Source organism: Arcicella sp. BE140, assembly GCF_031456255.1.
GTDB lineage: Bacteria > Bacteroidota > Bacteroidia > Cytophagales > Spirosomataceae > Arcicella > Arcicella aquatica.
In genome coordinates, this window is the sequence record NZ_JAVDUE010000011.1 from 44,729 (window position 1) to 71,141 (window position 26,413).

The 26,413-nt window shown below is 35.0% G+C and carries 18 protein-coding genes; 10 read left to right on the forward strand and 8 right to left on the reverse strand.

Annotation, left to right across the window (positions count from 1 at the left end):
• The first annotated feature begins 78 nt into the window (after window positions 1-78).
• Window positions 79-855, forward strand: coding sequence for a 3-deoxy-manno-octulosonate cytidylyltransferase (gene kdsB / locus J2Y60_RS15795; RefSeq protein ID WP_309919836.1), 777 nt, complete (start codon window positions 79-81; stop codon window positions 853-855).
• Window positions 856-905: 50 nt separating this feature from the next.
• On the opposite strand, the gene J2Y60_RS15800 is transcribed toward kdsB, so the two are convergent.
• The 3 genes from J2Y60_RS15800 to J2Y60_RS15810 all read right to left on the reverse strand — a co-directional run bounded on the left by J2Y60_RS15800 (window position 906) and on the right by J2Y60_RS15810 (window position 4,322).
• The gene (locus J2Y60_RS15800) at window positions 906-2,477 is read right to left on the reverse strand and encodes a bifunctional response regulator/alkaline phosphatase family protein (protein WP_309919839.1); all 1,572 of its coding nucleotides are present in this window, start codon (window positions 2,475-2,477) and stop codon (window positions 906-908) included.
• A 107-nt stretch (window positions 2,478-2,584) separates the two neighbouring features.
• The gene (locus J2Y60_RS15805; protein ID WP_309919843.1) at window positions 2,585-3,571 is read right to left on the reverse strand and encodes a DUF1028 domain-containing protein; all 987 of its coding nucleotides are present in this window, start codon (window positions 3,569-3,571) and stop codon (window positions 2,585-2,587) included.
• A gap of 76 nt (window positions 3,572-3,647) precedes the next feature.
• Window positions 3,648-4,322 (reverse strand): ATP-binding cassette domain-containing protein, encoded by a 675-nt coding sequence (locus tag J2Y60_RS15810; protein WP_309919846.1) that lies wholly within the window; start codon window positions 4,320-4,322, stop codon window positions 3,648-3,650.
• A gap of 364 nt (window positions 4,323-4,686) precedes the next feature.
• Between J2Y60_RS15810 and J2Y60_RS15815 the strand changes: the two genes are divergently transcribed.
• Window positions 4,687-7,104 (forward strand): TonB-dependent receptor, encoded by a 2,418-nt coding sequence (locus J2Y60_RS15815; RefSeq protein WP_309919850.1) that lies wholly within the window; start codon window positions 4,687-4,689, stop codon window positions 7,102-7,104.
• 130 nt (window positions 7,105-7,234) lie between these two features.
• Here the strand turns inward: J2Y60_RS15815 and J2Y60_RS15820 are convergent, their stop codons facing one another.
• The gene (locus J2Y60_RS15820) at window positions 7,235-7,423 is read right to left on the reverse strand and encodes a hypothetical protein (protein WP_309919853.1); all 189 of its coding nucleotides are present in this window, start codon (window positions 7,421-7,423) and stop codon (window positions 7,235-7,237) included.
• Between the two features lie 33 nt (window positions 7,424-7,456).
• Window positions 7,457-8,113: a fructose-6-phosphate aldolase gene (gene fsa, locus J2Y60_RS15825; protein ID WP_309919856.1), complete on the reverse strand. Its 657-nt coding sequence runs from the start codon at window positions 8,111-8,113 to the stop codon at window positions 7,457-7,459.
• Window positions 8,114-8,572: 459 nt separating this feature from the next.
• Between fsa and J2Y60_RS15830 the strand changes: the two genes are divergently transcribed.
• From J2Y60_RS15830 to J2Y60_RS15845, 4 genes are all read left to right on the forward strand, one after another.
• Window positions 8,573-9,304, forward strand: a complete 732-nt coding sequence (locus J2Y60_RS15830) for a tetratricopeptide repeat protein (RefSeq protein WP_309919859.1) — start codon at window positions 8,573-8,575, stop codon at window positions 9,302-9,304.
• Window positions 9,305-9,454: 150 nt separating this feature from the next.
• A complete protein-coding gene (locus tag J2Y60_RS15835) occupies window positions 9,455-9,817 on the forward strand; it encodes a transmembrane 220 family protein (RefSeq protein WP_309919862.1) in 363 nt (120 codons plus the stop codon).
• Window positions 9,818-9,976: 159 nt separating this feature from the next.
• Complete coding sequence (locus J2Y60_RS15840; protein ID WP_309919865.1) at window positions 9,977-10,849, forward strand: ABC transporter ATP-binding protein; 873 nt, start codon at window positions 9,977-9,979, stop codon at window positions 10,847-10,849.
• A gap of 12 nt (window positions 10,850-10,861) precedes the next feature.
• Complete coding sequence (locus tag J2Y60_RS15845) at window positions 10,862-14,494, forward strand: M1 family aminopeptidase (protein WP_309919869.1); 3,633 nt, start codon at window positions 10,862-10,864, stop codon at window positions 14,492-14,494.
• Window positions 14,495-14,853: 359 nt separating this feature from the next.
• On the opposite strand, the gene J2Y60_RS15850 is transcribed toward J2Y60_RS15845, so the two are convergent.
• Window positions 14,854-16,515 (reverse strand): D-arabinono-1,4-lactone oxidase, encoded by a 1,662-nt coding sequence (locus tag J2Y60_RS15850; RefSeq protein ID WP_309919872.1) that lies wholly within the window; start codon window positions 16,513-16,515, stop codon window positions 14,854-14,856.
• Between the two features lie 618 nt (window positions 16,516-17,133).
• Here J2Y60_RS15850 and J2Y60_RS15855 point away from each other — a divergent pair.
• Both J2Y60_RS15855 and J2Y60_RS15860 read left to right on the forward strand, forming a co-directional pair.
• Window positions 17,134-17,586: a DUF3291 domain-containing protein gene (locus tag J2Y60_RS15855; protein WP_309919875.1), complete on the forward strand. Its 453-nt coding sequence runs from the start codon at window positions 17,134-17,136 to the stop codon at window positions 17,584-17,586.
• 104 nt (window positions 17,587-17,690) lie between these two features.
• Window positions 17,691-18,074, forward strand: coding sequence for a VOC family protein (locus J2Y60_RS15860; RefSeq protein WP_309919878.1), 384 nt, complete (start codon window positions 17,691-17,693; stop codon window positions 18,072-18,074).
• A gap of 67 nt (window positions 18,075-18,141) precedes the next feature.
• Here the strand turns inward: J2Y60_RS15860 and J2Y60_RS15865 are convergent, their stop codons facing one another.
• Together J2Y60_RS15865 and J2Y60_RS15870 are read right to left on the reverse strand one after the other, a co-directional pair.
• Window positions 18,142-20,598 (reverse strand): response regulator, encoded by a 2,457-nt coding sequence (locus tag J2Y60_RS15865; protein WP_309919881.1) that lies wholly within the window; start codon window positions 20,596-20,598, stop codon window positions 18,142-18,144.
• A 5-nt stretch (window positions 20,599-20,603) separates the two neighbouring features.
• Window positions 20,604-21,395: an alpha/beta hydrolase gene (locus J2Y60_RS15870; protein WP_309919884.1), complete on the reverse strand. Its 792-nt coding sequence runs from the start codon at window positions 21,393-21,395 to the stop codon at window positions 20,604-20,606.
• A gap of 877 nt (window positions 21,396-22,272) precedes the next feature.
• Here J2Y60_RS15870 and J2Y60_RS15875 point away from each other — a divergent pair.
• Both J2Y60_RS15875 and J2Y60_RS15880 read left to right on the forward strand, forming a co-directional pair.
• Entirely contained in the window at window positions 22,273-24,225 is a 1,953-nt protein-coding gene (locus tag J2Y60_RS15875) for a sialate O-acetylesterase (RefSeq protein ID WP_309919886.1), read from the forward strand.
• A 358-nt stretch (window positions 24,226-24,583) separates the two neighbouring features.
• Window positions 24,584-26,410, forward strand: a complete 1,827-nt coding sequence (locus J2Y60_RS15880) for a sodium:solute symporter family protein (protein WP_309919889.1) — start codon at window positions 24,584-24,586, stop codon at window positions 26,408-26,410.
• Window positions 26,411-26,413 lie beyond the last annotated feature (3 nt).

A 26,413-nucleotide genomic window follows, 5' to 3' on the forward strand; every position in this document is an offset into this window, starting at 1 on the left:
ATTTTACGTTTTAATTTGAATCTTCGATTACAAGTTTAAACATATATTTTTGCAATTTCATTCTAATCCAATTTATCAGTGTTAAAAATATTAGGTATTATTCCTGCTCGCTATGCTTCCACACGTTTCCCGGGAAAGCCCTTGGTGGATATTAACGGAAAATCCATGATTCAACGTGTTTATGAACAAGCCTCAAAATCTAATCTGCTCTCAAAAGTAGTAGTTGCTACAGACGATCAAAGAATTGTAGAACACGTAAAAAGTTTTGGGGGCGAAGTAGTGATGACTTCCTCTAAACATCCAAGCGGCACTGATCGTTGTTTCGAAGCATTACAAATCGTTTCTAAAACCGACCGAAGAAAAGAGGGCAAAGAATTCCAAAGATATAATTATGTAATCAATATTCAAGGCGACGAGCCTTTTATCCAACCCAAGCAAATTGACATTTTAGTTAAATGCCTGACCAGTAAAACCGAGTTGGCAACACTGGTAAAGCGTATTGAAGATGAGGCTACTTTATTTAACCCTAATACGCCTAAGGTTATTTTCAATAATTTTAACGAAGCGATTTACTTTACCCGACAAACTATTCCTTATTTAAGGGGCATCGAAAAAGATAAATGGCTAAATGCTCACGATTATTTTAAGCATATCGGTATTTATGCTTACAGAGTAGATGTATTAAAGAAAATCACGAAATTACCTGTTGCTCTGTTGGAGAAAGTGGAGTCATTAGAACAACTAAGATGGCTTGCTAACGGCTTTAGAATTACTATTGCGATAACGCCTTATGATAGTTTTGGAATAGATATTCCTGAAGATTTGGAAGAAGCGCAAAGAAAAATATTTTCGTAACTAAAAAAGAGCTGTGGAATAATCATCCACAGCTCTTTTTAGTTATAAATTTACTTTGCCGTCAGATACACAAATGGAATAATACATTCTTCTAACGATATTCCTCCGTGTTGAAACGTATTCCTATAATGACTTACGTAATGATTGTAATTGTTCGGGTAGGCGAAGAAATAATCTTCTTTAGTAAACACATACGTGGTAGATACATTTACTTTTGGCAAGAAAAAACGCTCTGGTTTTCTACAAACTAACAGATGGTTTTCATCGTCCCAGTTTAAGTTTCTACCTTGTTTATAACGTAAGTTTGTATTAACAGAACGGTCGCCAACAATCTTCACTGGATTTTGTACTCTAATCATCCCGTGGTCAGTTGTGATGATTAATCTTCCTTTTTTATCAGAGATTTTCTTTAATAAATCAAACAAAGGCGAATGGGTAAACCAACTGGCTGTTAAACTTCTATACCCTGATTCGTCAGGAGCAAGTTCTTTAATCATGGCCATGTCTGTTCTCGCATGCGACAACATATCCACAAAGTTGTAAACTACTACATTCAAATGATTTTGAAGTAGCTTTGAGAAGTTTTCAACCAAACTTTTTCCTTGATTGTTATGAATGATTTTGTGATAAGATGACTTTACTGCAAAAGGCATTCTACTCTTACGAATTTGTTCTTGGAAGAAAAATTCTTCGTGTTGATTAAATCCTTCTTCATCTTCATTATCCCCAATATCTTGTACCCAATGTTTAGGATATTGTTTTTCTATTTCAGATGGCATCAAACCCGAGAAAATAGCGTTTCTAGCATAAGCTGTAGTAGTAGGTAAAATAGAGTAATATGTTGATTCTTCCTCTACCGAAAAATAATCTTGAATTAATCCTTCCAATACCTTCCATTGATCAAAACGCAAGTTATCTATTAGCACAAAGAAAAGAGGAGAGTCTTCTCGTAGCAATGGGAAAACCTTTTTCCTCATCAATTGATGCGAAAGAATAGGATTATTTCCCTTGGGTTCATTCAACCAATGCTCATAGTTATCGGTAATAAATCTTGAAAAATTAGCATTGGCTTCCGACTTCTGCATGTTCATTACCTCCGCCATCGACTTGTTTTCGGTTCTGTCAATTTCCAATTCCCAGAAAAGCAACTTCTTATAAACATCTGCCCATTCAGCATAGTCCATTTTGTCTTGATAGCGCATCGCTAACTGACGGAACTCTTGCTGATAAGACAAATTGGTTTTCTCTTCTTCAAGGCGTTTTTTATCTAAAATTTTCTTTACTGAAAGTAGTATCTGATTAGGATTCAATGGCTTAATCAAATAATCAGCAATTTTAGAACCAATTGCCTCTTCCATAATATCCTCCTCTTCAGACTTCGTAATCATCACAACTGGCAAATTAGGCTTCAATTGCTTTATTTTTGGAAGTACCTCTAGGCCAGTCATACCGGGCATATTTTCGTCGAGAAATACTACATCAAATTTCTTTTTTTCAACCTCCTCTAAAGCATCCGCGCCAGAATTTACAGGTGTAACATCATACCCTTTTTGGGTCAAAAACATAATATATGGTTTAAGCAAATCGATTTCGTCGTCTGCCCACAGAATTGAATATTGCATAATAAAATTGATTGTTTTCAAGTACTACAATCCGTACTGTACTTTTTTAAAATGTAAAATACAGCCTTTTTATTGCTGTATTTTGTGTTAATTTTAGTTAAATAAACTTATTTAGTTAATTCTTTCAAATCCAAGTCTGACACCTTTAACAAACCTACTTTGGGTAATCGCTTTGTCATTTCTCGCCAATTAGGCTCTTTAGCATATATTTTCTGGAGCATTTCAGATGCCTTTATGATGCTCTTATTGTTGGCCATTGTAATGGCTGTCCAATATTGCATTTCAGTATTGTTGGGCAAAAGCTTCATGGCAGCGCTATATTCCTCCATAGCTTTTTTCATATTGCTAGTTTCTGTTGCCAAATCGCCAGCATCCATGTGGTCGTATGCTCTGCGAACTTTCAAAAGTCTGGCAAGTTCTATTAAGGGAGACTGGTGGTCGTCTACTCTTAAATCTACCAGATGGTCTTCATCCCACGGTTTGTTAGTAGAAGTACCCTTTACAACTAATAAAGCCGCCGATTGTTTTCCTCTGATGTCCCCTCCTACTGCTTGTCCAGCTTCCAATGCCTTTAATACTCTTTCAGCCAAAGGTAACCTCCAATTATCTTGAAAAGCTTTCGACATAGCCGAAGGTACTTTATTATTAAGCATCATATTACTCTGAACAGAGTAATTAGTTCCTTTAATATGCCCCGCAAAATCTACACAACTTTTACCAGTATGTACGGCTACATTACCTTTAGCATCAACGATTCCTACCTGACGAACGTCTTTCCCTCCATCGTTTGACAAAAGAATATCAAGCGCCTCTTGTGCCGTTTTACCACTTTTCAACAATGCTAAACCTCTTATTCCAAATGATTTATTGATAAAACTCTGTGTAGCAATCACTCCAACGCCAGCTTGTCCCCATGAAACAGCCGTACCAACGCTAAACCAGTGGCTTTGTACGCCAACGGCCATCTCCCCCGTTTTACTGTCACGGGCTACAATAGAAAAGGTATGAGCGAAAGGCTCATGTTTTTTAGTAAATTGGGCATAAATATTACAGGAGAAATACAGAAATGTGATACATAAAAATAATTTTTTCATAGGTTGAGATATTATTAAGTGTGTCTAAATTGATATTCAAGGTAAAACTTTATTATTCTCTCTCAGTCATTCCTAACTATTGCTCTTTTACTTGTCCGTTCTCACATTTCAAGATTCTAGCAGGGAACTTGCGTATCATATCAAAGTCGTGTGTTGCCATTAAAATGGCCGTACCAGCTTTGTTAATTTCATGGAAAAGCTCTAAAATTTGTCCCGAAACTTCTGGATCTAGGTTTCCAGTTGGCTCATCTGCAAACAGTATTTGCGGTTCGTTCAATAAAGCTCTTGCTATTACTACTCGTTGTTGTTCACCTCCCGAAAGTTGGTGTGGCATTTTATCACGAGACGTTGACATACCTACTTGCATTAATACTTCAGCAACTCTTGCTTTCATTTTTGCACTATCACTCCACCCAGTTGCTTCCAAAACCCACATTAAGTTTTCCTGAACATTTCTATCCATAAACAATTGGAAATCCTGAAATACAACCCCAATTTTTCGTCTAAGAAAAGGACGCTCGGCTAACTTTAATTTTTCAATAATAAACCCTGCCACTTTGGCTTTACCTTGTTGTAGCCAAAGATCAGCGTATAATGTTTTTAGTAAAGAACTTTTCCCACTTCCTGTTCTTCCTATCAAAAAAACAAACTCTCCTTTGTTGATACTAAAGTTAACGTCGCTTAAAACTACGCGTTCGTTTTGATATACAAATGCACTCTCAATGACAACTACGGGTTCTGATGTAAACATTTTTTGCTTGCTATGTTATTTTTTCAAATATACTGACAAAATAATAACACTTAACTATTTTTTTGTGTGTTAGTCTCCTTATTTACGATAATCTTCTACGCTCAAACATCTCCTGACATCGTATAATCCATATCCCTTAGCTATTTCAGGGCTTGGTGTATACCGTTTTCAAATACTACTACCTGTATTTTATTTATCAATCATAAATTTTGCTAAACATTAATCACCTGATTTACAAGGCAATTACTTTGCTATTTTTTTAAAATTAGTAACATTTTTATTATTTTATATTAGCTAATTAATTTTTATGCTTTATATTTGAATAATTTTTAGACTAATCTAAATTATTAATTAGAAATACAAAATGAAAAACTTCTCCAAACCGATATTTTATTTAATCATAGCTAGTTTTGCTTTCACCAAAGCATATAGTCAACACGCCATTTCTGGGAAAGTAACTATTAGCGAAAGCAATGAAGCTGTCATTGGTGCGAACATTTACATTCCAGAATTAAGAACAGGCACAAGTTCTGATGTAAACGGCTTTTACCATATCAAAAACCTACCAAAGGGTGATTTTACGATTCAGGTAAGCTATATTTCATTGAAGACCATTACGCAAAAAATAAAAATCCAAGATACCATTCATCAAAATTTTGTCATGGAAAGTGCCGCTACCTCATTAGAGGAAGTAGTAGTGACAGGAGCAGGCATAAAAACATTGGTCAAAGAAAGTCCAGTACCCATTGCTGCACTTTCAAGAGCACAATGGCTACAAAGTACTTCAACGAACTTGGTAGATGCCATTGTAAAATTGCCTGGAGTATCACAAATTTTGACAGGGCCTACCCTATCAAAGCCCATTATTCGTGGATTGGGTTTCAATAGAGTAATCACAGTACATGATGGCGTTCGTCAAGAAGACAACCAGTGGGGCGAAGAACACAGCTTACATATTGATGAGTTTTCAATAGAACGATACGAAATCATCCGTGGAGCAGGGTCATTAATGTATGGTTCTGATGGCTTAGGAGGGGTTATTTCTGTGATTTCACCTACTCCAACTGAATCAGAAAAAATCAATGGAAGTGTTTTGTACAACTATCAAACAAATAACCGCTTACACGGATTTTCTGTTAATCTGGGTGGAAATAAAAATGGTTTGGTCTGGACGGGACGATTGAGCAATAAAAATGCAGGGAATTATCAGAATCCTTATGATGGATTGGTATATGGTTCTAAATTCAGAGAGCTTGATTATTCTGGTATGATAGGATTGAATAAGAAATGGGGCTTTTCGAGAATCTATATTTCAAAGTTTGGGCAAGACATTAATATCATTGATGGGATGAGAGATGCCCAAGGATACTTTACTAAGCAGGTATTAATCAACGGGAAAGCAACAACCGAAAGAGTATCGGAAGAAGAATTAAAAAATCCTGCTATCAATCCCTCCAATTCGCAGTCATTAACTAACTACAAAGTATCTTGGAATAATTATTTAATGCTGGGTCGAAATACTTTCAGCTTAAACTTGGCTTATTCTCAGAATCACCGACAAGAATATGGGAATGTACTGAAACCTTTTGAGGCTGATTTATATTTTTTCTTACAGACACTTTATTATGATGCTAGGTTTAATCTGGCAGAGAAAAATAATCTTGAAATCACGATTGGTACTAATGGAATGGCTCAAACGATGAACAATCGTGGAAATGAAACATTGTATCCTGATTTTAATTTGTTAGATAATGGTGTATTTGCTTTTGCAAAAAAGAAAATCAATAGATTATTCATCAGTGGAGGACTCAGGTTCGACCTGAGACAGTTGGATATTCATAAACTGTATATTGATACAGAAGGAAAATTTCAAACCAAACCTTCTGCTAATACTACTGAACGTTTTGCAGGGTTTAACAAAACATTTCAAAACGCCACAGGAAGCTTTGGAGCGGTATACAAAATCAATAGTTTGCTATCGGTAAAAACAAATGTTGCTCGTGGTTTCAGAGCACCCTCTGTACCCGAAATATCCTCAAATGGCGAACACGCTGGTACTTTTCGCTATGAAATCGGTAATATCAATCAACAGTCTGAAGTATCCTTACAAAATGATTTAGGACTTACTTTTGAAAATAGTTCGTTATACATTGATGTCAATCTATTCAGTAATCGCATCAATCATTATACCTTTTCAGAGCGTGTTCAGAATATCACAGGAAAAGATTCTATTATCAACGGCGTGCCTGTGTTTCGTTATCAGCAAGGGAACGCACGCTTATTGGGCATGGAGGCTGTAGTTACTTATAACCCTGCCTCTGCACGATGGTTTAGCATTACACAAAGCTACTCTTCAGTAAACGGAGTAAACCTTTCAGCAAAAACTGATTCTGCTAAATACCTGCCTTTTATGCCTCCGCCAAGATGGTTGAGTAACATTAAACTAACAAAGAACAATTGGGGAAAACATTTAAGAGGTGCTTACTTCTCTGTAGAATTAGAACATAATCAACAGCAAAACAATGCATTGTTGGCTTATAATACTGAAACAAAAACACCTGCTTATTCTCTTATTAATATTGGCACGGGCGCTACCGTTACCAATCAAAAAAAGAAAGCCTTGTTCGCTATCTATCTAAATATTAATAACCTACTGGATAATGCTTATCAAAGTCATCAAAGTAGATTGAAATATTTAGACATTAATCAGACTACAGGTAATCGTGGGGTTTATAATATGGGCAGAAATATGAGTATAAAAGTACTTGTTCCAATTAATTAGGTATTGTCAGCTTTGAGATGTGAGCTTTGAGCAATGAGCTTTTTTTTTCTTTCAGATTTCGGTCATCGGCTATCGGTTACCTTAATTTTTAGCTTTCAGATGTAAGCTTTGAGCAATGAGCTTTCGGATGTCAGCTGTCAGCTTTTGTGATTTTCATTTTTAAAAGCTGATTGCTGATATCAGAAGGCTGAAGACCGAAAGCCAATGTTCGAAAGCCCAAATAAAAAAGCTCTTCAAACTTTAGTGTTTGAAGAGCTTTTTTATTGTTATTTATAATACCGATAGCCGAAGGCTGACATCCGAAAGCTAAAAAACTCATTGCTCAAGGCTCAAAGCTTATAACCTACAGCTACTAAGCATTAGTCTTAGCATGGTCAGCTAAGAATTTTGCTAAACCACTATCAGTTAATGGGTGGTTTAATAATGCTAACATCGCAGAAAGCGGTCCAGTCATTACATCAGCACCGATTTCAGCACATCTGATAATATGAATTGGGTTACGTACAGATGCTGCTAAGATTTCAGTATCAAAACCATAGTTATCATAAATTGTACGGATTTGCTCAATTAATTGGATACCATCAAATGAAATATCGTCTAAACGACCAATAAATGGAGAAACATAAGAAGCTCCTGCTTTGGCTGCCAATAAAGCTTGACCAGCAGAGAAAATCAATGTACAGTTTGTTTTAATTCCTTTTTCTGAGAAATATTTAAGTGCTTTTACGCCGTCTTTAATCATCGGAATTTTCACTACTATTTTCTCGTCTAATTCTGCTAATTCTTCTCCCTCACGAACCATTCCTTCAAAATCAGTTGCAATTACTTCCGCAGAAACATCACCTTCAACAATATCACAAATTGCTTTATAATGCTTAAGAACGTTGTTTTTACCGCTGATTCCTTCTTTTGCCATTAAAGATGGATTGGTAGTTACTCCGTCTAATACACCTAAATCCTGAGCATCTTGGATTTCTTTGAGATTGGCTGTGTCAATAAAAAATTTCATGTTGATATGTTTTTTGAGAATTATGTTAATTAACGCTATATGAAAATCGAAAGGAAATTTTAAATGGAATTGCTTTTTCTCCTATCTATTATTTTTTTACAAAATTAGGAAAAGCATTTGAGAATGCAGAGAATTATTTAATAAAAATTATAACAGTATAGAACAGTTGCTTTTACTTTACTACTTTAAAAGATATTTAATATGAAGATTGTTGAAGAGAAGTGAATGGACATAAAACAAAAAAAGGCAAATTCACCGCTACAACCTGCCTACCCTTGCTTCGGTCAAGACCTGGGGGATTCGGAGGGAGCTGGTAATTTGCCGTCACAAAGATGGCAGGTTTTGTTGTTTTTTCAAAACCTTCACCGCAACTTTGAGGAAAGTTTTCTAATAAAATCTAGTCAACTTTGACTGATTAATAGGATGACCTTTTGATTTACAGTTAATTAACTTAACATTATGACACTAAAAAATATTTTAAAAAAATTTACATTTTCTCTCTTTTTACCTTCTTTTTGCTTTTTTTTATTGAATTGTACAGGGTCGGCAGATGCTTTTTTAGAAAAAGCGAAGGAACAATTGAAACAAGGTAAACCTAGAGAAGCCATAGAATACCTAAATCAGGCTATCGACAAAGACCCTGCCAATGCCAAAGCTTTTAACATGCGTGGTGCCGCAAATTTTGAATTGAAAGATTTTACTACAGCCTTGCTAGATTACGAACAAGCCATTAAACTAGACCCCAATAATTACCAACCATACTTTAACAGGGCTTCAGTAAAGATGGAAAAGTCGGATTGGGATGGAGCTTTTGAAGATTGTAGCAAAGCCATTTTCATACAGCCAGATACTGCCGAATTGTATGTAAAAAGAGGTATTATTTTAGCAGCTTTACATAAAACAGAAGAAGCCATTGTAGATTTCGATAAAGCTATTCAGCTAGACCCTAAGGAAACCAATGCATTGTATAATCGTGGGAATATCTACTTCCAATTGGGTGAATTAGATAAATCTTTAGAAGATTTTACGAATGCGGTAAAAGCCGACAATAAATTCGCCAAAGCATATTATGGTTTGGGCGTAGTTCAACAAAAACGAGGGAACTCAGATGACAGTTGTTTGAGTTTTAAAATGGCAAGCCGTTTAGGTTATACTGATGCTAAACAGGCGATAGAGACGTTTTGTAAATAATTTTTTAGCTGTAAGCATTGAGTAGTGAGCATTTAGGTTTAAGTACTTACAGGGTAATCTATCTTAGGTAAGGACAAAGCACAACTCATCACTCAGGACTCAAGACTCAAAAAACTCGTCACTCACAACTCTTAACTAATCACTCAAAAAATGAAATACCTCGGCATAGTCTTTACCATGATTTTCTTATTGTTTGCAGGCTGGCAATATAATGACCCTGACCCTGTACTTTGGATTCCGATTTACTTAGTGGCTGCCTATTGTTCATTAAAAGCATATCAAGGCAAAAGCAATCCTGAATTGCTGGTAGTCGTAACCATTATGTCTTTTGTAGCAGGATTAAATACGTGGTTACAAATGACCTCTTGGGAAGGTTTTTTCTCTGAAGGTGGAGGCTTATCCATGAAAACGATTAATCAAGAATTAGCCAGAGAAGCCTGCGGACTTTGGATTTGTACTTTTTCATTTCTGTTGTATTTAGGGATGAACTTTTTTCAACCTAAAACAAAGTAGGATTTTTCAATAGATATTCGTTGCAAGCAAAGCAAAAGAAGCGAACTTCTTTTGCTTTGCTTTTTTTTGCCATTTATCTAATCCTCAATGTTTTCATCACATTCTAAAAAATAAATGAAGGTAAAATGTTAATTTGTATAAAAATAAACTTCAAACTTTATGCAACTAACGATTACAAACCTGAATAAGACCTATTCTAACGGCGTTCAAGCGCTCCAAAACGTAAATTTAACAATCAATCAAGGAATGTTTGGTTTATTAGGCCCAAATGGAGCGGGTAAATCGTCTTTGATGAGAACTATAGCAACACTTCAAGAAGCCGATACAGGCACAATAACATTAGGCGATATAGACGTATTAAAACAAAAAGAGGAAGTACGTAAAACATTGGGGTATTTACCACAAGAATTTGGCGTATATCCTAAAGTAGATGCCATTACGCTATTAAATCATCTGGCCGTATTAAAAGGCATTACCAATGCCAAAGAACGCAAAGAATTGGTAGAATCATTACTTCAAAAAACCAATCTTTGGGAGGCACGCAAAAAGAATTTGGGTGGTTACTCAGGCGGTATGAAGCAGCGTTTCGGCATTGCTCAGGCCTTGTTAGCGAATCCTAAATTGATTATTGTGGATGAACCCACCGCAGGACTTGACCCTGCCGAACGTAACCGTTTTTTAAATCTTCTATCAGAATTAGGCGAAAATACCATTGTGATACTTTCTACCCATATTGTTGACGATGTAAAAGAGTTGTGTCAGGACATGGCGGTATTCAACAAAGGGCAGGTACTTTATAAAGGAAACCCGTTTGATGCTATCAAAGAAATTGAAGGTAAAATATGGCGTAAGCGTATTCAAAAGGCTGAATTAGAAGAATACAAGAAAAACTACACCTTGATTTCAGACAAACTGATTGGAGGGTCCCCTGTGATACACGTTTTAGCTGATAGCAATCCAGATGGCACTTTTGATGCCGTTGAAGGAGATTTGGAAGATGTTTATTTCACGAAAATTTTTGCTAATGCCTAAACCGACAATACGATGTTTTTAGAGATTTTACGTTTTGAATTTAGCTATCGAAAGAATAGAGCAGCTACTTATTTGTATTTTTTTATATTATTCATGTTGTGTTTCGCGGCTGCTACGTCAAAGTATGTAACAATAGGGAGTGCCGCTGGTGGACAATTACAAGCCAATTCGCCGTATTCGTTATCGTTCATGACAATCATCATGACTTTCGCCGTAACTTTTATCAGTTCGGCGGTGATGGGTGTAGCCGTTTTGCGTGATTTTGAACACAAAACCGAATCATTGATGTTTACCACTACCATGTCTAAATTTGATTATTTGATGGGTAGATTTTGGGGTTCATTCTTTGTAATGGTACTGATATATTCATCCATTTGGATGGCCTTTATGCTAGGTTTTTCAATTGGTAAATTTTTACCTTGGGACCCATCTTGGAAGGAAAAAGTAATGCATCCATTTGATATTTGGCATTATTTTCAGCCGTTTATTTTTTATGGTATTACCAATCTTTTCATCCAAGCTACCATCTATTTTGCCGCAGGAACATTGAGCAGAAAGCCCTTGGTAATTTATACACAAGGTATTATTTTGTTTGTCTTGTATGAAATAACGGGTACGATTACCCAAGATTTGGAGAATAAGGATTTAGCTTCATTAATTGACCCATTTGCCGTAAGGACTTTCCAGATTTATACACAATATTGGACGCCCGCTCAGAAAAACAATCTACTGATTCCTCTGGAAGGCATGATGCTCTGGAATCGTGTACTTTGGTGCGGTATAGGAGTACTTATCTTGGTTATTACTTATTATGCTTTTAGTTTTAATGTGGTTACGTCTTCATGGCTCAAGAAAAAGAAAGTAGTGAAAGAAACACCATTGACTATTAAACCAGAAAACGTATTGATTCCAGCGGTTCATCAATTCACTAATTTTTCTGCTAATCTTATTCAGTTATGGGAGCAATCCATTTTTTATGCTAAAATGGTTGTTAAAGAAATCCCATTCATTGCTATCGTTTTTGTTGGGTTTACAGATTTAACCATCAACTCATTTTATTTCGGTGAAATGTATGGAACAAGCTCCTACCCTATTACAGCCAATGTATTAGGCTTTTTAGGAGAGTTCGATTTGTTCTTTTTAATCATCGTTGTTTTTTACTCAGGTGAATTAATTTGGCGTGAAAGAACAGTGAATATTAATTTAATTATAGATGCATTGCCCGTACCAGATTGGGTAGGACTATTTTCTAAATTCTTAGGCTTAATTGTCATCTATATAGGTTTACTGTTCTGCTTAGTTTTCTTCGGGGTATGTGTGCAAGTAGCACATGGTTATTTCAATTTTGAATTATCGCTTTATTTCAAAACGTTGTTTACCGACGAACTAATTTTTCTCACAGCCTTTACTTTACTCTCTTTCTTTATTCAAACCATTGCCAATAACAAACTGGTTGGCTTTGCCTTGATGTTTGTTTTCTTTATAATCAACTTGTTTATGAGTGGCGCTGGTATCGAACACCCTCTGTTTTCATTCAATAGTGGTAGTTTAGGAAGCTATTCTGATATGAATAAATACGGGCATTTTGTATCGTCATTTTCATGGATGAAACTCTACTGGCTGGCTTTTGTAGGCATTCTTTTTATCTTATCCGTTTTGTTAAGTGTAAGAGGAACAGAGGTTTTGATGCAAACACGTTTGAAAATTGGTAAACTTCGTTTAAGTAAACCTGTGCTTACTTTTGGTATCACGGTACTGATAACCTTCGTTGCCGCGGGGGGATATATCTATTATAATACCAACAAATTGAATAAGTATTTTACCAAGGAAGACCAAGATAAGATACAGGCAGATTATGAAAAAACCTTGAAAAAGCCATTTGACAATGCTCCTCAGCCTCGTATTGTAGATGTTAATTTAAACGTTGAGATTTATCCTGAAAAGCGTGATTTTACTGCCGAAGGTTATTTTTGGTTAAAAAATAAAACAGCTAAAACCCTGAATGATATTTATATCCAAAATGATATTCAACATAATATGAATATTGAATATTTAAAATTTGAAGGAGGTGCAAAAATCAAAAAGACCTACGATGATTTTGGATTCACTATTTATCAATTAAATAAACCGTTGGCTTCTGGCGATTCTGTTAAGATGAGCTTTAAAACTATCTATGAAACGAAAGGGTTTGTTGCCAAAGGCTCTAATACTGATATTGTCTATAACGGTACTTTTTTCAATAATGGATATTTGCCTTCTTTAGGCTATAGTGATGGCTTTGAAATAGGTGATGACGATACTCGTAAAAAATACAAATTGCCTGAAAAAGAACGCATGATGGAACAGAATAATCCAATCGGACTTTCACAAAGTTTGTTTGGTGATGATTCAGACTATATCCGTTTTGAAATGGTAATAGGCACGAGTAAAGACCAAACTGCTATCGCCCCAGGCTATTTACAAAAAACTTGGGAGAAACAAGACCGCAAATATTTCCATTATAAAATGGATGTTCCGATGGTTAATTTCTATTCGATAATCTCTGCTGACTATCAGATTAAGCATGATAAATGGAAGGGAGTAGATTTAGAGATTTATTATAACAAAGGGCATGAATATAACCTTGACAAGATGATGTCTTCTATGAAAGCTTCATTCGACTATTTTGATAAAAACTTTGCCCCTTATCAATATCGCCAAATGAGAATCATGGAATTTCCACGCTATGCTACTTTTGCCCAGTCGTTTGCCAATACCGTTCCATTTTCAGAAGGAATTGGTTTTATCCAGAAAATCAATGACCCAGAAAAAGACTTGGATATGCCTTTTTATGTAACTGCCCATGAATTAGGACACCAATGGTGGGGACATCAGGTAGCCGAAGCGAAGGTAAAGGGAAATGCGATGCTTTCAGAAACACAAGCTCAATACTCAGCTTTAATGGTGATGAAACACGCTATCAAACCTGAATTAATGCAAAAGTTCTTGAAATATGAATTGGATAAATACCTGAGCGGACGTGCAAGAGAAAGTAAAAAAGAGCAACCCTTAGCCTTGGTAGAAAGTCAGGGGTATATTCATTATAACAAGGGGTCAGTAGTGATGTTTGCTTTACAAGATTATATCGGTGAAGATAAAGTAAATAAAGCATTGCATGATTTCTTGGCAGATTGGAAATATCCAAGTTCTGATGGGAAATACAAACGCTATCCTACTAGTCAGGATTTGTTAAAGTATTTCAAAGCCGAAACGCCAGATTCATTAAAATACATCATTCATGATATGTTTGAAACCATTACGTTGTATGAGAACAAAACCGATAAAGTGACCTACAAAGTATTACCAAACAAAACTTATGAAGTAAGCATCAAAGCCATTTCAGAAAAATTCAGGGCAGATAGTTCTGGTAACGAAAAACCTATTACCCTGAACGATTGGATTGACGTAGGTGTGTATGGAGAAGACAAAGATGGTAAAGACAAATTGCTTTATATCCAAAAATATAAAGTATCTAAGAAAGACAACACCTTTAAAATCATTGTAAAAGAAAAGCCTAAAAAAGCAGGAATTGACCCTATTAATAAGCTGATAGATAGGCATTCAGACGATAATGTTAAAACGGCTGTTTTAGAGGAAAATTTGTAGTAATTGGAGACTTTAGGACACAAGACTAAAAGATAGAGGTATTTTTCTTAATGCTCTTCCACTTGTTCTGAAAGGCAAGTGGAAGTTTTGATAAAAAGGATTTTAATCCTAAAAGATTGAGAACGTTTTTATTTGTCATTCGATTTGCCCTTGCAGAACAAATCGAATAACTTAAATAGTAAACAAAAGTAAAGGTTAGTGTTAATTCACCAACAAGGGCGGAATATCCTTTTGTTAAAACAGTTTTTCTGGATTTGAAGACTGAAAGGACTAGACGCTTAAAAAAAGAGAGGGCTTTAAGAATTAAGTGTAAGACTTACATTCTTAAAGCCCTCTTTCACAAACCTTACTTGTATTAACTACTTTTCTCCTAAAAAACGTAATTTAAAATAATCAGTAAAAAAGATATTTTTAGGGTCACGTTGTTGGCGTAGCATTAAGAAATCATCCCATTTTGGTGTCTGACTTCTTAGATATTCTGCCCAATGTTTATAATCATAGCTAGGTGCAAATTTTCCCCAGTGTAGCCTAAATGGAATATTATTTTTCTCGAAAAGTTCCCAGTATTGTTCATAAAACCCTCCTTTTACAGATGGATTTCCTTCATTTGAGGCATACCAAAAAACATCTACCCTAATAACATCTCTATTATAAGAAGGGCTCAACCAAAAATTACTAGCTTTACCTGCGTATATTTCAGTACTATACGTTCCAGTGGCTTTTCTGCCATCTTGCTCAAAAAAACCTTTCAGTAGGTTCATTACCTCTTTTGTTTTCTCAATCGGGATCCACAATTCTGTAAATTCTGTTCCCATCAGGATATCACCAGCCTCGTTATCCATCGGTAAACTTCGCCACATATAATCCATGAATAACATAGCCTTACCATCCTTAGTCAGTGGTTGAAGCAAATTGATGATTGTTGGGAATAAGAGCCACAAAACACCTTTAAAAATGCTAAAAAACAAAGTAATTGGAAACAAGAGAATGTATAGAATGACTGTTAATAACACTGCTAATATACCAGACTTAATACTGTTATAGAATGCCTTGAAGCTTGGTTGCAGTTTTTTCCAAGTTTTCAAGAAACCATTGTTTCCTAATGTTGTAAACATTACTGACGCCCCCAACTGTTCAATTTGGGTTAACAGATTGGTATCAGCAAATTCTTCATAAGGAGCTGGGTAAAATACAGGAGGGTTTATTCCCCGAATAGCCTGCCACATTACTACTCTATCTACGCCTTTTTGGGGCCACCATAGCATTCTAGAATAAGGTGTTTTTTCAAGATATTGTTGATAATTAGGCTTTGTGGAATTACCATCACCAAACAAATCTATTGGACATTCTTCGTAGGTTGTTTTAGTGGTTATTTGTTGTCCATAAATATTAAAGAAGGGTACTAATTGCATTCTCACTTTTACAATAACACCTAATAAACCCAAGGAAACACCTAAGGCGTTAAATAAATCACTGTCTTTTTCTACCCATTCAGCATTCCCTTGTCCATCTATTACCCTGAATGCTAACAGGTTTTCTTCGATAGTGTACATCGTTGTTCCACCTGCTGAGCCAGTTGATAGAAATCCTGATACTGTTTGATGAGTAATACCGCCTAAATCGCTTAATGTCCAGCCTTTTAGAAAAGTTTGATACAATAAACTATTGGCTAACGTTGATGCTCCTGTGGGGTCCATGGGGTCATAACCAAGGTGAATACCTGCATCTACCTCAATAATTCCTTTTTCGTTATCAATCCAAGTCAGACTCATCAAATTATCAAAAATAAGATTCAGATTGGGTCCTTTGGGCGGATTTTCTTCAGAAACTTTGTCAGGTACAGGTAATTCCCCTGGCCCTGGGTCTGTATAGATGGCCCTAGCGATAGAGTGAGACGCCCCTCGACAACGGATTTGTAAATTGTTATCATAGGCATATTTTACCAGTGAAATTACTTCACTTTCAGATGCAGGGTGATAAAACCCATCTGAACCGATTGGAATAATTGTATTTAATGGCATTGAGTGTGATAGTTAAATATGATACAAAAGGTTGATTTAGTAATTTTCAGTAAATAGCTGATAGTAATTTCAATTGAAATATTATGGGTATAATAACATTTCAATGCTAAAAAATATTGAGTTGACGATAAAGAAGGATTAGGCAAAAGGCATATACAATACACAAACGTAATTATAATTCATCATTTAACCAAATATTTTTCACTTCAACATAAATATTTAGTTTTACTTAGCTTTTTTTGATTTCAGTAAAGTAAAGTTCTTGGTAATAGCTTATCGTTTCTGTATTTTTAAACAAAAGGCATCATCTACATATCAAGTGAATTAATTCACAACATTTGTATATCTGTTAATCTTAAAGGAGCTCAAAAGACTATACGATATTCATAAAATACTTTAATACATATTTTTCCAATCATTTATTTGCGTATATTTTGGTTGATTACTGTTGCTCTTCTACTTTTTCTGAAAGGCAAGTGGAAGTTTTGATAAAAAGAATTTTAATCCCAAAAAGATTGAGAACGTTTTTATCTGTCATGCGATTTGCCCTTGTCGAACAAATCGAACCGTCTATGAATTTTACAATTTAATCCATTCCAAAATCATTTTAATTCATTTATGAGTAAATATCAAATTGCCGAAATCAATATTGCTAGAATGAAGGGCGTAAATATCAACGACCCAATTATGAAAGAGTTCTATGATAATCTGGACACTGTAAATGCTATAGCAGAAAGTAGTGAAGGTTTTATTTGGAGACTAAAAGACGATTCAAATAATGCTACCAGTATTAATCCATATAATGATGAACAAGTAATTATCAATATATCTGTTTGGGAAAGTATAGAGACCTTAGAAAATTTTATGTATAAAACTTTTCATTCTGAGTTTTTGAAGCGTCGTAAGGAATGGTTTCAGACTTATGGAAAAGCTTATACAGCCATGTGGTGGATACCTAGCGGACAATTCCCATCTCTTGAAGAAGCAGTTGATAACCTAGACTATCTTCAAAAAAATGGTGCTTCTGAAAAAGTTTTTGATTTTAGAAAAAAGTTTGCAAAACCAGCGTAGTGCGAAACCCCAAATACACTTTTTTATTTTATAAATTAAGGACTAAGACTATCCCATGTTTTCAAAATATTGATAAATTGGCTAATATTAAAATTTGTAAATGTATGAAACTGACTTTAGACACGATAATTATTTTTGTTCAAAATGTCGATAAACTCAAGACCTTTTATGTCGACATTTTAGGGTTAGCAATTGTTGAAGAGTTCGATAAAGAATGGCTTCTTCTGCAAGCGGGAGCATGTAAAATTGGCCTTCATAAAATCCCTGAAGTGTATTTAGAGGCAAACCAAGAATCATTCAAGTTTGACAGTAACACAAAAATTGTATTTGAAGTAGGCGAAGATATTTACGCAATCAGAGAAGATTTAATCCGCAAAAATGTCTCTTTAAAAGAAATCAAAACGTTTGATAACTACGACTACCTGTTTTGTGATGGCGAAGACCCTGAAGGAAATATTTTCCAATTAAAGCAAAAAAGAAATCGTTAAATATCCTATTAAGAGGAATATTATTACAGGGTAATCTCTAAAAATTTGGATTTCTAAAAATTCATCATCATATTTTTTCAAGCAAAATTTCTTTCCACTTTTCTATTTTGTCTTGTACGTCTTGCATTTTAAATGGCTTACTGATATAATCATCCATCCCAGCTAGTATCGCTTTGTCACGATCATCTGATAAAGCATTAGCCGTGGCCGTAATAATAAGAGGTCTGGCATGTTTAGGATATAGCTTTACGATATTTCTAGTCGTTTCAAAACCATCCATTTCAGGCATCATGACATCCATAAATATTAGATGATACTTCTTTTTCTCTATTGCTTTGAGTACCTCTATGCCATTTTCTACTACATCAGCAGCGTATCCAAGTTTCTCTAAAACCCTTGTTAATAACTTTTGATTAATAGCATCATCCTCAGCAATAAGGATGTTGATAGGTAGGGCAGAATTTAGGGTATCTGTAGTAACGGTAGTTTTAACAGTTGATTTTACGGTGTTATTCAAAACACTATTAATCGCTTTTAAAATATGGCTATGACGGGTAGGTTTATTTAAGATAGACTCAAACAGTTTTGTGTTATCATCCAATGATAGCATGTTGTGGTTTCCTGAAGAGCTAAATAAAATAACAGGCAAATCTTTCCGTAATTCTTTGATTATCCTAGTCACTTCGATACCGTCCTTTCCGGGCATTAGCATATCAATAATTACTAAATCATACCTATCTGTTTCTATAGATGCTAATGCATCTTCGTAATGTTCGAAAGTTGTAGCATCCATCCCCCAAATATTACATTGTGTTTTAAGAATTTTCAGGTTGGTTTTATTATCATCCAATATTAAGATACGCTTACCTTTCAATGAAACCATTTCTACGTTTGCATTGGCTTTATACTTTTTAACGTCTCTGTTGGCTTCTACTTTGATGTTAAAGATAAACGACGAACCTTTGCCTACTTCGCTTTCTACGCGTATGCTCCCTCCCATGAGTGATACCAATCGCTGACTGATTGCTAAACCAAGACCTGTACCGCCATACTTACGGGTAGTTGAAGAATCTACTTGAGAAAAACTCTCAAATAATTTATAATATTTATCCTGAGGAATACCAATTCCTGTATCTCTTACTGAAAATTCTAAATTATAAAAACCTTGCTCATCAATGCCCCCATTTTTAACACTCACTTGGATTTCGCCTTTAGCAGTAAACTTTATACCATTGTTTACTAGGTTAATCATTATTTGTCTGAGTCGGGTAATATCTCCCTTGATTTCTAAGGGTACGTCAGGTTCAATGTAATAAAGCAAATCAAGACCTTTGTCATTAGCATTGACAGACAGTAAATCATAGGTTTCTTCAATGACATTATTAATATAGAATGGTTTGCTCTCTAGTTCTATTTTACCAGATTCAATCTTAGAGAAATCCAAAATATCATTAATGATAGCAATAAGTGCCTCGCCACTGATACGTATAGTCTCTACGTAATCCATCTGCTCTTCACTTAACTCGGTATTTACTAATAAACTTGCCATACCGATTACGCCATTCATTGGTGTACGTATCTCATGACTCATATTAGCTAAAAAGTCAGACTTTGCTTTGTTTTGCTCCTCAGCAATTATCCTTTTTTCTGCTAATTCAGTATTCAGTTCTAACAGTTGTTCGTTAGCCAAATGTTGGAAGGTAACATCCGCAAAAACCCATAAACGACCTTTGATATTTTGAGAAATAGTAGGTACACACGAAACACTTAGAACATAAGTTACAGGGTCACCAAAAATCCATTTCCAGTAATTTATTTTTTGTCCTGGCAAGCTAAACAGTCTGATTCCCTCTCTGATGATTTCATCTTTGTTGACAGCCTTATCCCTTAATTTTTGCATCGCATCGGCAATGATCAATGGCTTATTGTCATCCTTCGGGATATTCAGTATCTCGGCAGCTTGGCTATTTACCCACCCCCCCTTTCCTACATCGTCTACAAATACTACTCCCTGCGGAATCGTTTCGAGAATAGCATTAAAACGAGTAGTAAGTTCTTCGATTAAAAAATAATTCTGAATAATTGAGATGGTGTCTTTGAGACCCACAGAGGCATGGTTTAAAAATGCTAAAAACAAATCATCATGCTTTCGGTCATCTTTAACCAATAAGATAACGCCTCCTCTGAATCCTGATTCATTCAAAGGAATAAATATTATATCCTCTCCTTCTTCTTTTGAAAAAGAATTATCTATATCAAAAACAATTTCATTTTCATTTACAAGCTTTAATACTAATTCAGCATTGATAAAACTATTTAAAAAATGCCTAGAAGTATTAAACTCTGCACGAACCGTAAGATTATCATCCATCTTAACAAAAGCAGCGGCCTCTGCATGTGCATGCTTTTTAATCAGGTGAGTAGCTTGTGCATAAATAACTTGAATGTTTTTCTCTTTTTTTATAGGATAAAGTCCTGTTAAAAAGTTAACAGCCTCATAAATCCAGTCAATTTGCTTGTCCAAAATAATTAAATAAATTGCTCTAATGCGTTAATAACTTCATTTGGGGCGCTTATATGTGGGAAGTGACCGTAAGCATTTACGACGGTCAGTTTACTATTAGCGATATTATTGTTCAGATAATATGCCACATCAATGGGTACAGCAATATCTTCTTTAGCCTGTATTAATAAAGTAGGTTTATTCAACTTTGTTAATTCTTTACGATAATCTGATTGGAATATTACGCGGGCTACTGATTGTGCAATATCGGGTCTAATTGCCCGTAAGGTAGCAGCAAAACCTTCTGCTAATTGAGGGTTTTCTGGATTGCCCATCGCTGCAGCTGAGAAACCACTTACCCAAGCAAAATAATTATTCGCCATTGTATCATACAATGCATCTAAATCTTGTTGCTCAAAGCCTCCTAAATAACCAATATCATTCAAATATCTTGGGGAAGCACCTACCAATGCTAATTTTGAGAAAAATGCTGGTCTTTGAACGGCAGTAAGCAAGCTAATCATTCCACTCACTGAATGCCCTATCATGATGGCATCTTTTACCTCATATTCCTCACAAATTGCAATAAGGTCATTGACATAAGCCTGCAAGGTATCATATTTATTAGGGCTGAAAGCTTCGGGGTCGGCTTGACCAGCACCAACATTATCGAAAAGAATAATTCTGTATTTGGAGATAAATGCCTCTGAAACTTTAGACCAAGCATGTTGGTCTGTGCCAAATCCGTGTGCGAATAACATCGTTGGACCGTCCAAGTTGCCAATTACTTTTATATTATTTTTTTTTGTTAGGTTCATAATTGATAAAAATACTTAATAGATTAGGTCAGATAAAAGTGATAGTAGCAAAGATTAATATGGGGGGAATTATTTGATTTATGCTTTATTAATCAAATAAAAAAATATATTTATATGTTATTAATTATTAGTTAAATACAATTATACAAAATAAGTTATGATATTCTAAATATATTTTATTTTTTATATCGATTTATAATGACAACTTTAATTTGATGATGAAAACTCAAAAAAACCGTCTCATTGTATTCAATGCTATATTAATAAAGAAGATAACGTCTTTCATCATTTAAGCTTTTTATTCTAAAATAGTGTAATAACTTATTTTCAATAAAGAAACCACTATGCAATTTATAAAATTATCTTGGTAAAATACAAAATTATAAATAGAATATCATCTTCTATTTATACGGTTTTAGAGATAATGCTTTGGAATACTTTATCTTATTTACTTTTCAAAACAATGTATTCTTCCCATTTATAAGCTGTCATATCATGTTTTCACCAGACTGATTCGAGACAATGGTTGCAAACCTTTGTCATTTGCCCATCCATGTTGGTTACAAAGGTGTCTTGAGCAATAGCCAAGCAACAAACATCAAACTACACAATAGTATTATTTTCATAGACTTGTTTATTAATGAATGAGGTTGAAATTCATTTGGATTATTTTATCCATCATAGAAAAGAATTGAGATAATGTCATCTACTCATTTATATACCAAGCCTTTCTTAAATAATACAGTTAGCTAGTTGGATAAAAGAACTCACAATGCATTGAAAGCACATCTCTTTGCTTTTTTTCCTGATTAAATAGGACAACTTTCCGATTACTTTCTCTTAATTTCGGTAAATCAAAAAAACATTCACTCTCTTTATGAAAAAAACACTTTTAATCTGTTTATCGTTTATTTCTGTTACTTGTTTTGGTCAAGTAAAGCTAGCACGACTTTTCTCTGACCATGTAGTATTACAACGACAAAAACCTATTCCTGTATGGGGTTGGGCTAATGCCAACGAAAAAGTAAATGTTACTTTGGCTGGGCAATCTCAAAACACAAAGGCTGATGCTACAGGAAAATGGATGGTAAAATTTACTCCGCTTGAAGCTGGGGGGCCTTTTAAAATGACAGTAACTGCAAAATCTGGCAGTATTAATGTTAATGATATTTTAATTGGTGAAGTATGGCTCTGTTCTGGGCAATCGAACATGGAATGGAGAGTTTCTCAAGCTAATAATTTTAATGAAGAAAAGAAAAATGCTGACTATCCAAAAATCAGACATTTCTATGTAGAACATGAGGTTACGATTGACCCACAAGCAGATTTAAAGTCAGGCGAATGGAAAGTAGCCTCGCCAGAAAATGTTGGTAATTTTACAGCAGTTGGGTTTTTCTTTGCTCGTGAGTTATATCAAAAATTAAATATCCCAATTGGTTTATTACATTCTTCTTGGGGAGGTTCGCAGGTGGAAGGTTGGATTAGTAAAGAAGGAATGTTGACTAATAACGAACTAAAAAGTTATGCAGAGCACTTACCGAGCAATTGGAAAGATGCCGACTATGCTCATGACCAGAAAGTACAAAAGCAATTATTAGGCAGTAATATCAACCCAACCGTTGAAGACGAAAAGAAATACTTGACAGCGAATTATGATATTTCTAAATGGCTTTATGCGGATAGCCCAATGGGACAATGGGACTGGAAAGGCATTTGGGCATATCGTGGAGATGGTTACATGGCTCGCACTATCGAAGTGCCTAAAGAGGCTGTTTCAACCGAAACAACGTTGGCCTTAGCAGAAAACGATAGTTATAATGAGATTTACATTAATGGTAAATTAGTTTCACAGGGTGTCATTAAAGGTGTTCGCAAGATTACCGTACCTGCAAATACTTGGCAAACTGGAACAAACCAATTAATGATAAAATTCGGGAATATGCAAAGCCTTCCTTGGATGGGACTAGGACTAATAGGTTCTGCTACTGATTTGTATGTAGAAGTCGACAATCAAAAAATTAGCATTGCAACAGGCTGGAGATTGATGCCATCTTTTGCTGGAAAACATGAATATGTTCATTCTAGCAACAATGTTGGTACTACTATTTACAACGGTATGATAGCCCCACTTGTCCCTTTTGCCATGCGTGGCTCTTTATGGTATCAGGGTGAAGCAAATACTGGCAGAGCTTATCAATACCGCCAAACCTTTCCACTCATGATAGAAGATTGGCGTAAAAAATGGAATGATAATTTTTCTTTCTATTTCGTTCAGTTAGCCAATTATGGTCCTTATCAAAACAGTAATCAAGGTAGTAATTGGGCAGAATTAAGAGAAGCCCAAACAATGACCTTATCATTACCTAAAACTGGAATGGCTGTCATTACAGATATTGGGAATCCGAATGATATTCACCCAACAAACAAACAGGATGTAGGACATCGTTTGGCAATAAATGCCTTGAAAAAAGATTTCGGGCAAAATATTGAATACAGTTCTCCGATGTTTGAATCGGTTAGTTATGAAGATGGTAAAGCGATTGTTTCTTTCAAAAATATTGCAAAAGGCTTAGTCATTCAAGATAAATTTGGATACTTAAAAGGCTTTGAAATCGCAGGGGAAGATAAGGTGTTTTATTATGCCAAAGCTGAACTTGTAGATAACAAGGTGATTGTTTATCATCCAAAAGGCTTAAAGCCTATTTCAGTAAGATATGCTTGGGCAGATTCGCCAATGGATGCCAACTTGTTTAACTCAGAAGGCTTACCTGCCAATTCATTTAGGACAGATACTTGGCCAGGAATGACAATCAATACGAAATTTGAATAAATACGATAATCCCTTTTAAGTAAGCCCTCCACTTAAAAGGGATTCCTTTTTTAATGATAAAATAATACGCCTTTCTGTTCACAAAAGACAAGTTCCTCAATTAACGATAATACAATATTTAGTAATACTTAATTTATATTTTTCTGCAAAACACTATCAAAAATCGTATAAAAGTAGATTTAATATAAGCAATTGATAAAAAAGTATTAACAGTTTCACCACAAAAACTGTCAATTTTGTATTATAAATTACAAAAGCATTTTTTATGCTATGTGACCCTAAGCAAAGCATATTTTTCGAAAAAACTAACCTTCATAAATAACCATCTTTATTGAAAAATTTGTTAAAACAACCTTAAATGAAAATTCAATTATTAGATATTATCGTTATTATCGCCTATTTAATATTAGTTTCAGTGATAGGAATTGTATTAAAAAAACAGGCACAACGTAGTAAAAATGATTATTTATTAGGGGGTAAATCAATGCCATATTGGATGTTAGGCGTTTCGAATGCTTCTGGAATGTTTGATATTTCGGGTACGGCTTGGATGGTGGCTATCATGTTTATTTATGGTGTAAAAAGTATTTGGTTGCCTTGGCTCTGGCCTGTTTTCAACCAGATTTTCATGATGGTTTATATGTCTATTTGGTTGCGTCGTTCTAATGTGTCAACAGGTGCAGAATGGATGCTCACTCGCTTTGGGACGAATAAAGATGCTCAACTTTCTCATAAAATCATCATTGCATTTGCCCTTTTGTCCTGTTTGGGTTTTATGGCTTATGGGTTCATTGGTTTAGGAAAATTTATTGAAATTTTTATTCCTTGGGATATTGTAAAAGGCTACGTTCCTTTCGAAGTAGCGCCTGAATACGTAGCACATCTTTATGGTATTATTTTTACCTTATTTACGGTATTTTACTCTTTATTGGGAGGTATGAAAAGCATTGTTTGGGCAGACTTGATTCACTATGTCATCATGGTGTTTGTATCTTTTGCCGTAGCTATTATTGCTATGCAAGCCTTATCCAATCATTTACTGATTGTACCAAAAGGGTGGAATGATATATTTTTTGGAAAAGAATTGAATTTAGATTGGTCGGGAATTATCAATGAAGTAAATACTAAGATTACTAGCGATGGGTTTTCTCCATTCGGATACTTTTTTGCCTTAATGACAGCGAAAGGAATCTTGTCAAGTTTGGCTGGCCCAGCACCAAACTATGATATGCAGAAAGTGCTTTCAACAAAATCGCCCCGTGAAGCTGCTCTAATGAGTATGATTGTAAACGTGGTATTGTTGCCAACACGTTATTTATTAATTATCGGCATTACTGTGTTAGGTTTATTGTTCTTCAAAGACATCAATATTTCAACCGCAACTGGAAGCGACTTTGAAAGAATTTTACCTGCCGCTTTGAATACCTTTATTCCGTCGGGCTTATTAGGACTAATATTGGTAGGGCTAATGGGGGCATTTATGGGGACATTCGCAGGGACTTTCAATGCTGCACAAGCCTATATGGTGAATGATATTTATCTAAAATCTATCAATCCCAATGCTAGTAATAAGCAAGTTGCTAGGATGAATTATATCACAGGCTTGGTCGTAGTTTTTATAAGCATCATGCTAGGTTTCTTTGCCAAAGATGTCAATAGTATTCTTCAATGGATTGTCTCAGCCCTTTATGGGGGCTATATCGCAGCCAATGTGTTGAAATGGCATTGGTGGCGTTTTAATAGTTATGGTTTTTTCTGGGGAATGTTTGCAGGCATTGCTTCGTCAATGATTCTCCCGACCATTTTTACAGATGCTTTACCGCTTTACTATTTTCCAATTATTTTATTATTATCAATTATTGGGTCGGTAGCTGGTTCATTATTAACACCCGCTACTGATACAGAAGTACTCAAAAGTTTTTATAAAAATATCCGTCCGTGGGGGTTCTGGAAACCCATTGATGAGTTAGTAAAAGCAGAAGACCCAACGTTTGAAGCTAATCGTGAATTCAAATCAGATATGTTTAATGTATTAGTTGGTACAATTGCACAAACGGCGATTACTGCCTTACCGGTGTATGTGGTATTATTAATGCCCATGCATGTAGGAATCGCTGCCATTATTTTAGGATTATGCGCTTTTATACTTTGGAAAACTTGGTATAAGAAACTCCCTAATGATTAAAAA

Coding starts and splice junctions, on each gene's coding strand:
- J2Y60_RS15800 (WP_309919839.1), bottom strand. CDS start 2,477: ATGCAATATTCAATTCTGTGGGCAGACGACGAAATCGATTTGCTTAAA.
- J2Y60_RS15805 (WP_309919843.1), bottom strand. CDS start 3,571: ATGAAAAAATTATTTTTATGTATCACATTTCTGTATTTCTCCTGTAAT.
- J2Y60_RS15810 (WP_309919846.1), bottom strand. CDS start 4,322: ATGTTTACATCAGAACCCGTAGTTGTCATTGAGAGTGCATTTGTATAT.
- J2Y60_RS15815 (WP_309919850.1), top strand. CDS start 4,687: ATGAAAAACTTCTCCAAACCGATATTTTATTTAATCATAGCTAGTTTT.
- J2Y60_RS15820 (WP_309919853.1), bottom strand. CDS start 7,423: ATGAGTTTTTTAGCTTTCGGATGTCAGCCTTCGGCTATCGGTATTATA.
- fsa (WP_309919856.1), bottom strand. CDS start 8,113: ATGAAATTTTTTATTGACACAGCCAATCTCAAAGAAATCCAAGATGCT.
- J2Y60_RS15830 (WP_309919859.1), top strand. CDS start 8,573: ATGACACTAAAAAATATTTTAAAAAAATTTACATTTTCTCTCTTTTTA.
- J2Y60_RS15835 (WP_309919862.1), top strand. CDS start 9,455: ATGAAATACCTCGGCATAGTCTTTACCATGATTTTCTTATTGTTTGCA.
- J2Y60_RS15840 (WP_309919865.1), top strand. CDS start 9,977: ATGCAACTAACGATTACAAACCTGAATAAGACCTATTCTAACGGCGTT.
- J2Y60_RS15845 (WP_309919869.1), top strand. CDS start 10,862: ATGTTTTTAGAGATTTTACGTTTTGAATTTAGCTATCGAAAGAATAGA.
- J2Y60_RS15850 (WP_309919872.1), bottom strand. CDS start 16,515: ATGCCATTAAATACAATTATTCCAATCGGTTCAGATGGGTTTTATCAC.
- J2Y60_RS15855 (WP_309919875.1), top strand. CDS start 17,134: ATGAGTAAATATCAAATTGCCGAAATCAATATTGCTAGAATGAAGGGC.
- J2Y60_RS15860 (WP_309919878.1), top strand. CDS start 17,691: ATGAAACTGACTTTAGACACGATAATTATTTTTGTTCAAAATGTCGAT.
- J2Y60_RS15870 (WP_309919884.1), bottom strand. CDS start 21,395: ATGAACCTAACAAAAAAAAATAATATAAAAGTAATTGGCAACTTGGAC.
- J2Y60_RS15875 (WP_309919886.1), top strand. CDS start 22,273: ATGAAAAAAACACTTTTAATCTGTTTATCGTTTATTTCTGTTACTTGT.
- J2Y60_RS15880 (WP_309919889.1), top strand. CDS start 24,584: ATGAAAATTCAATTATTAGATATTATCGTTATTATCGCCTATTTAATA.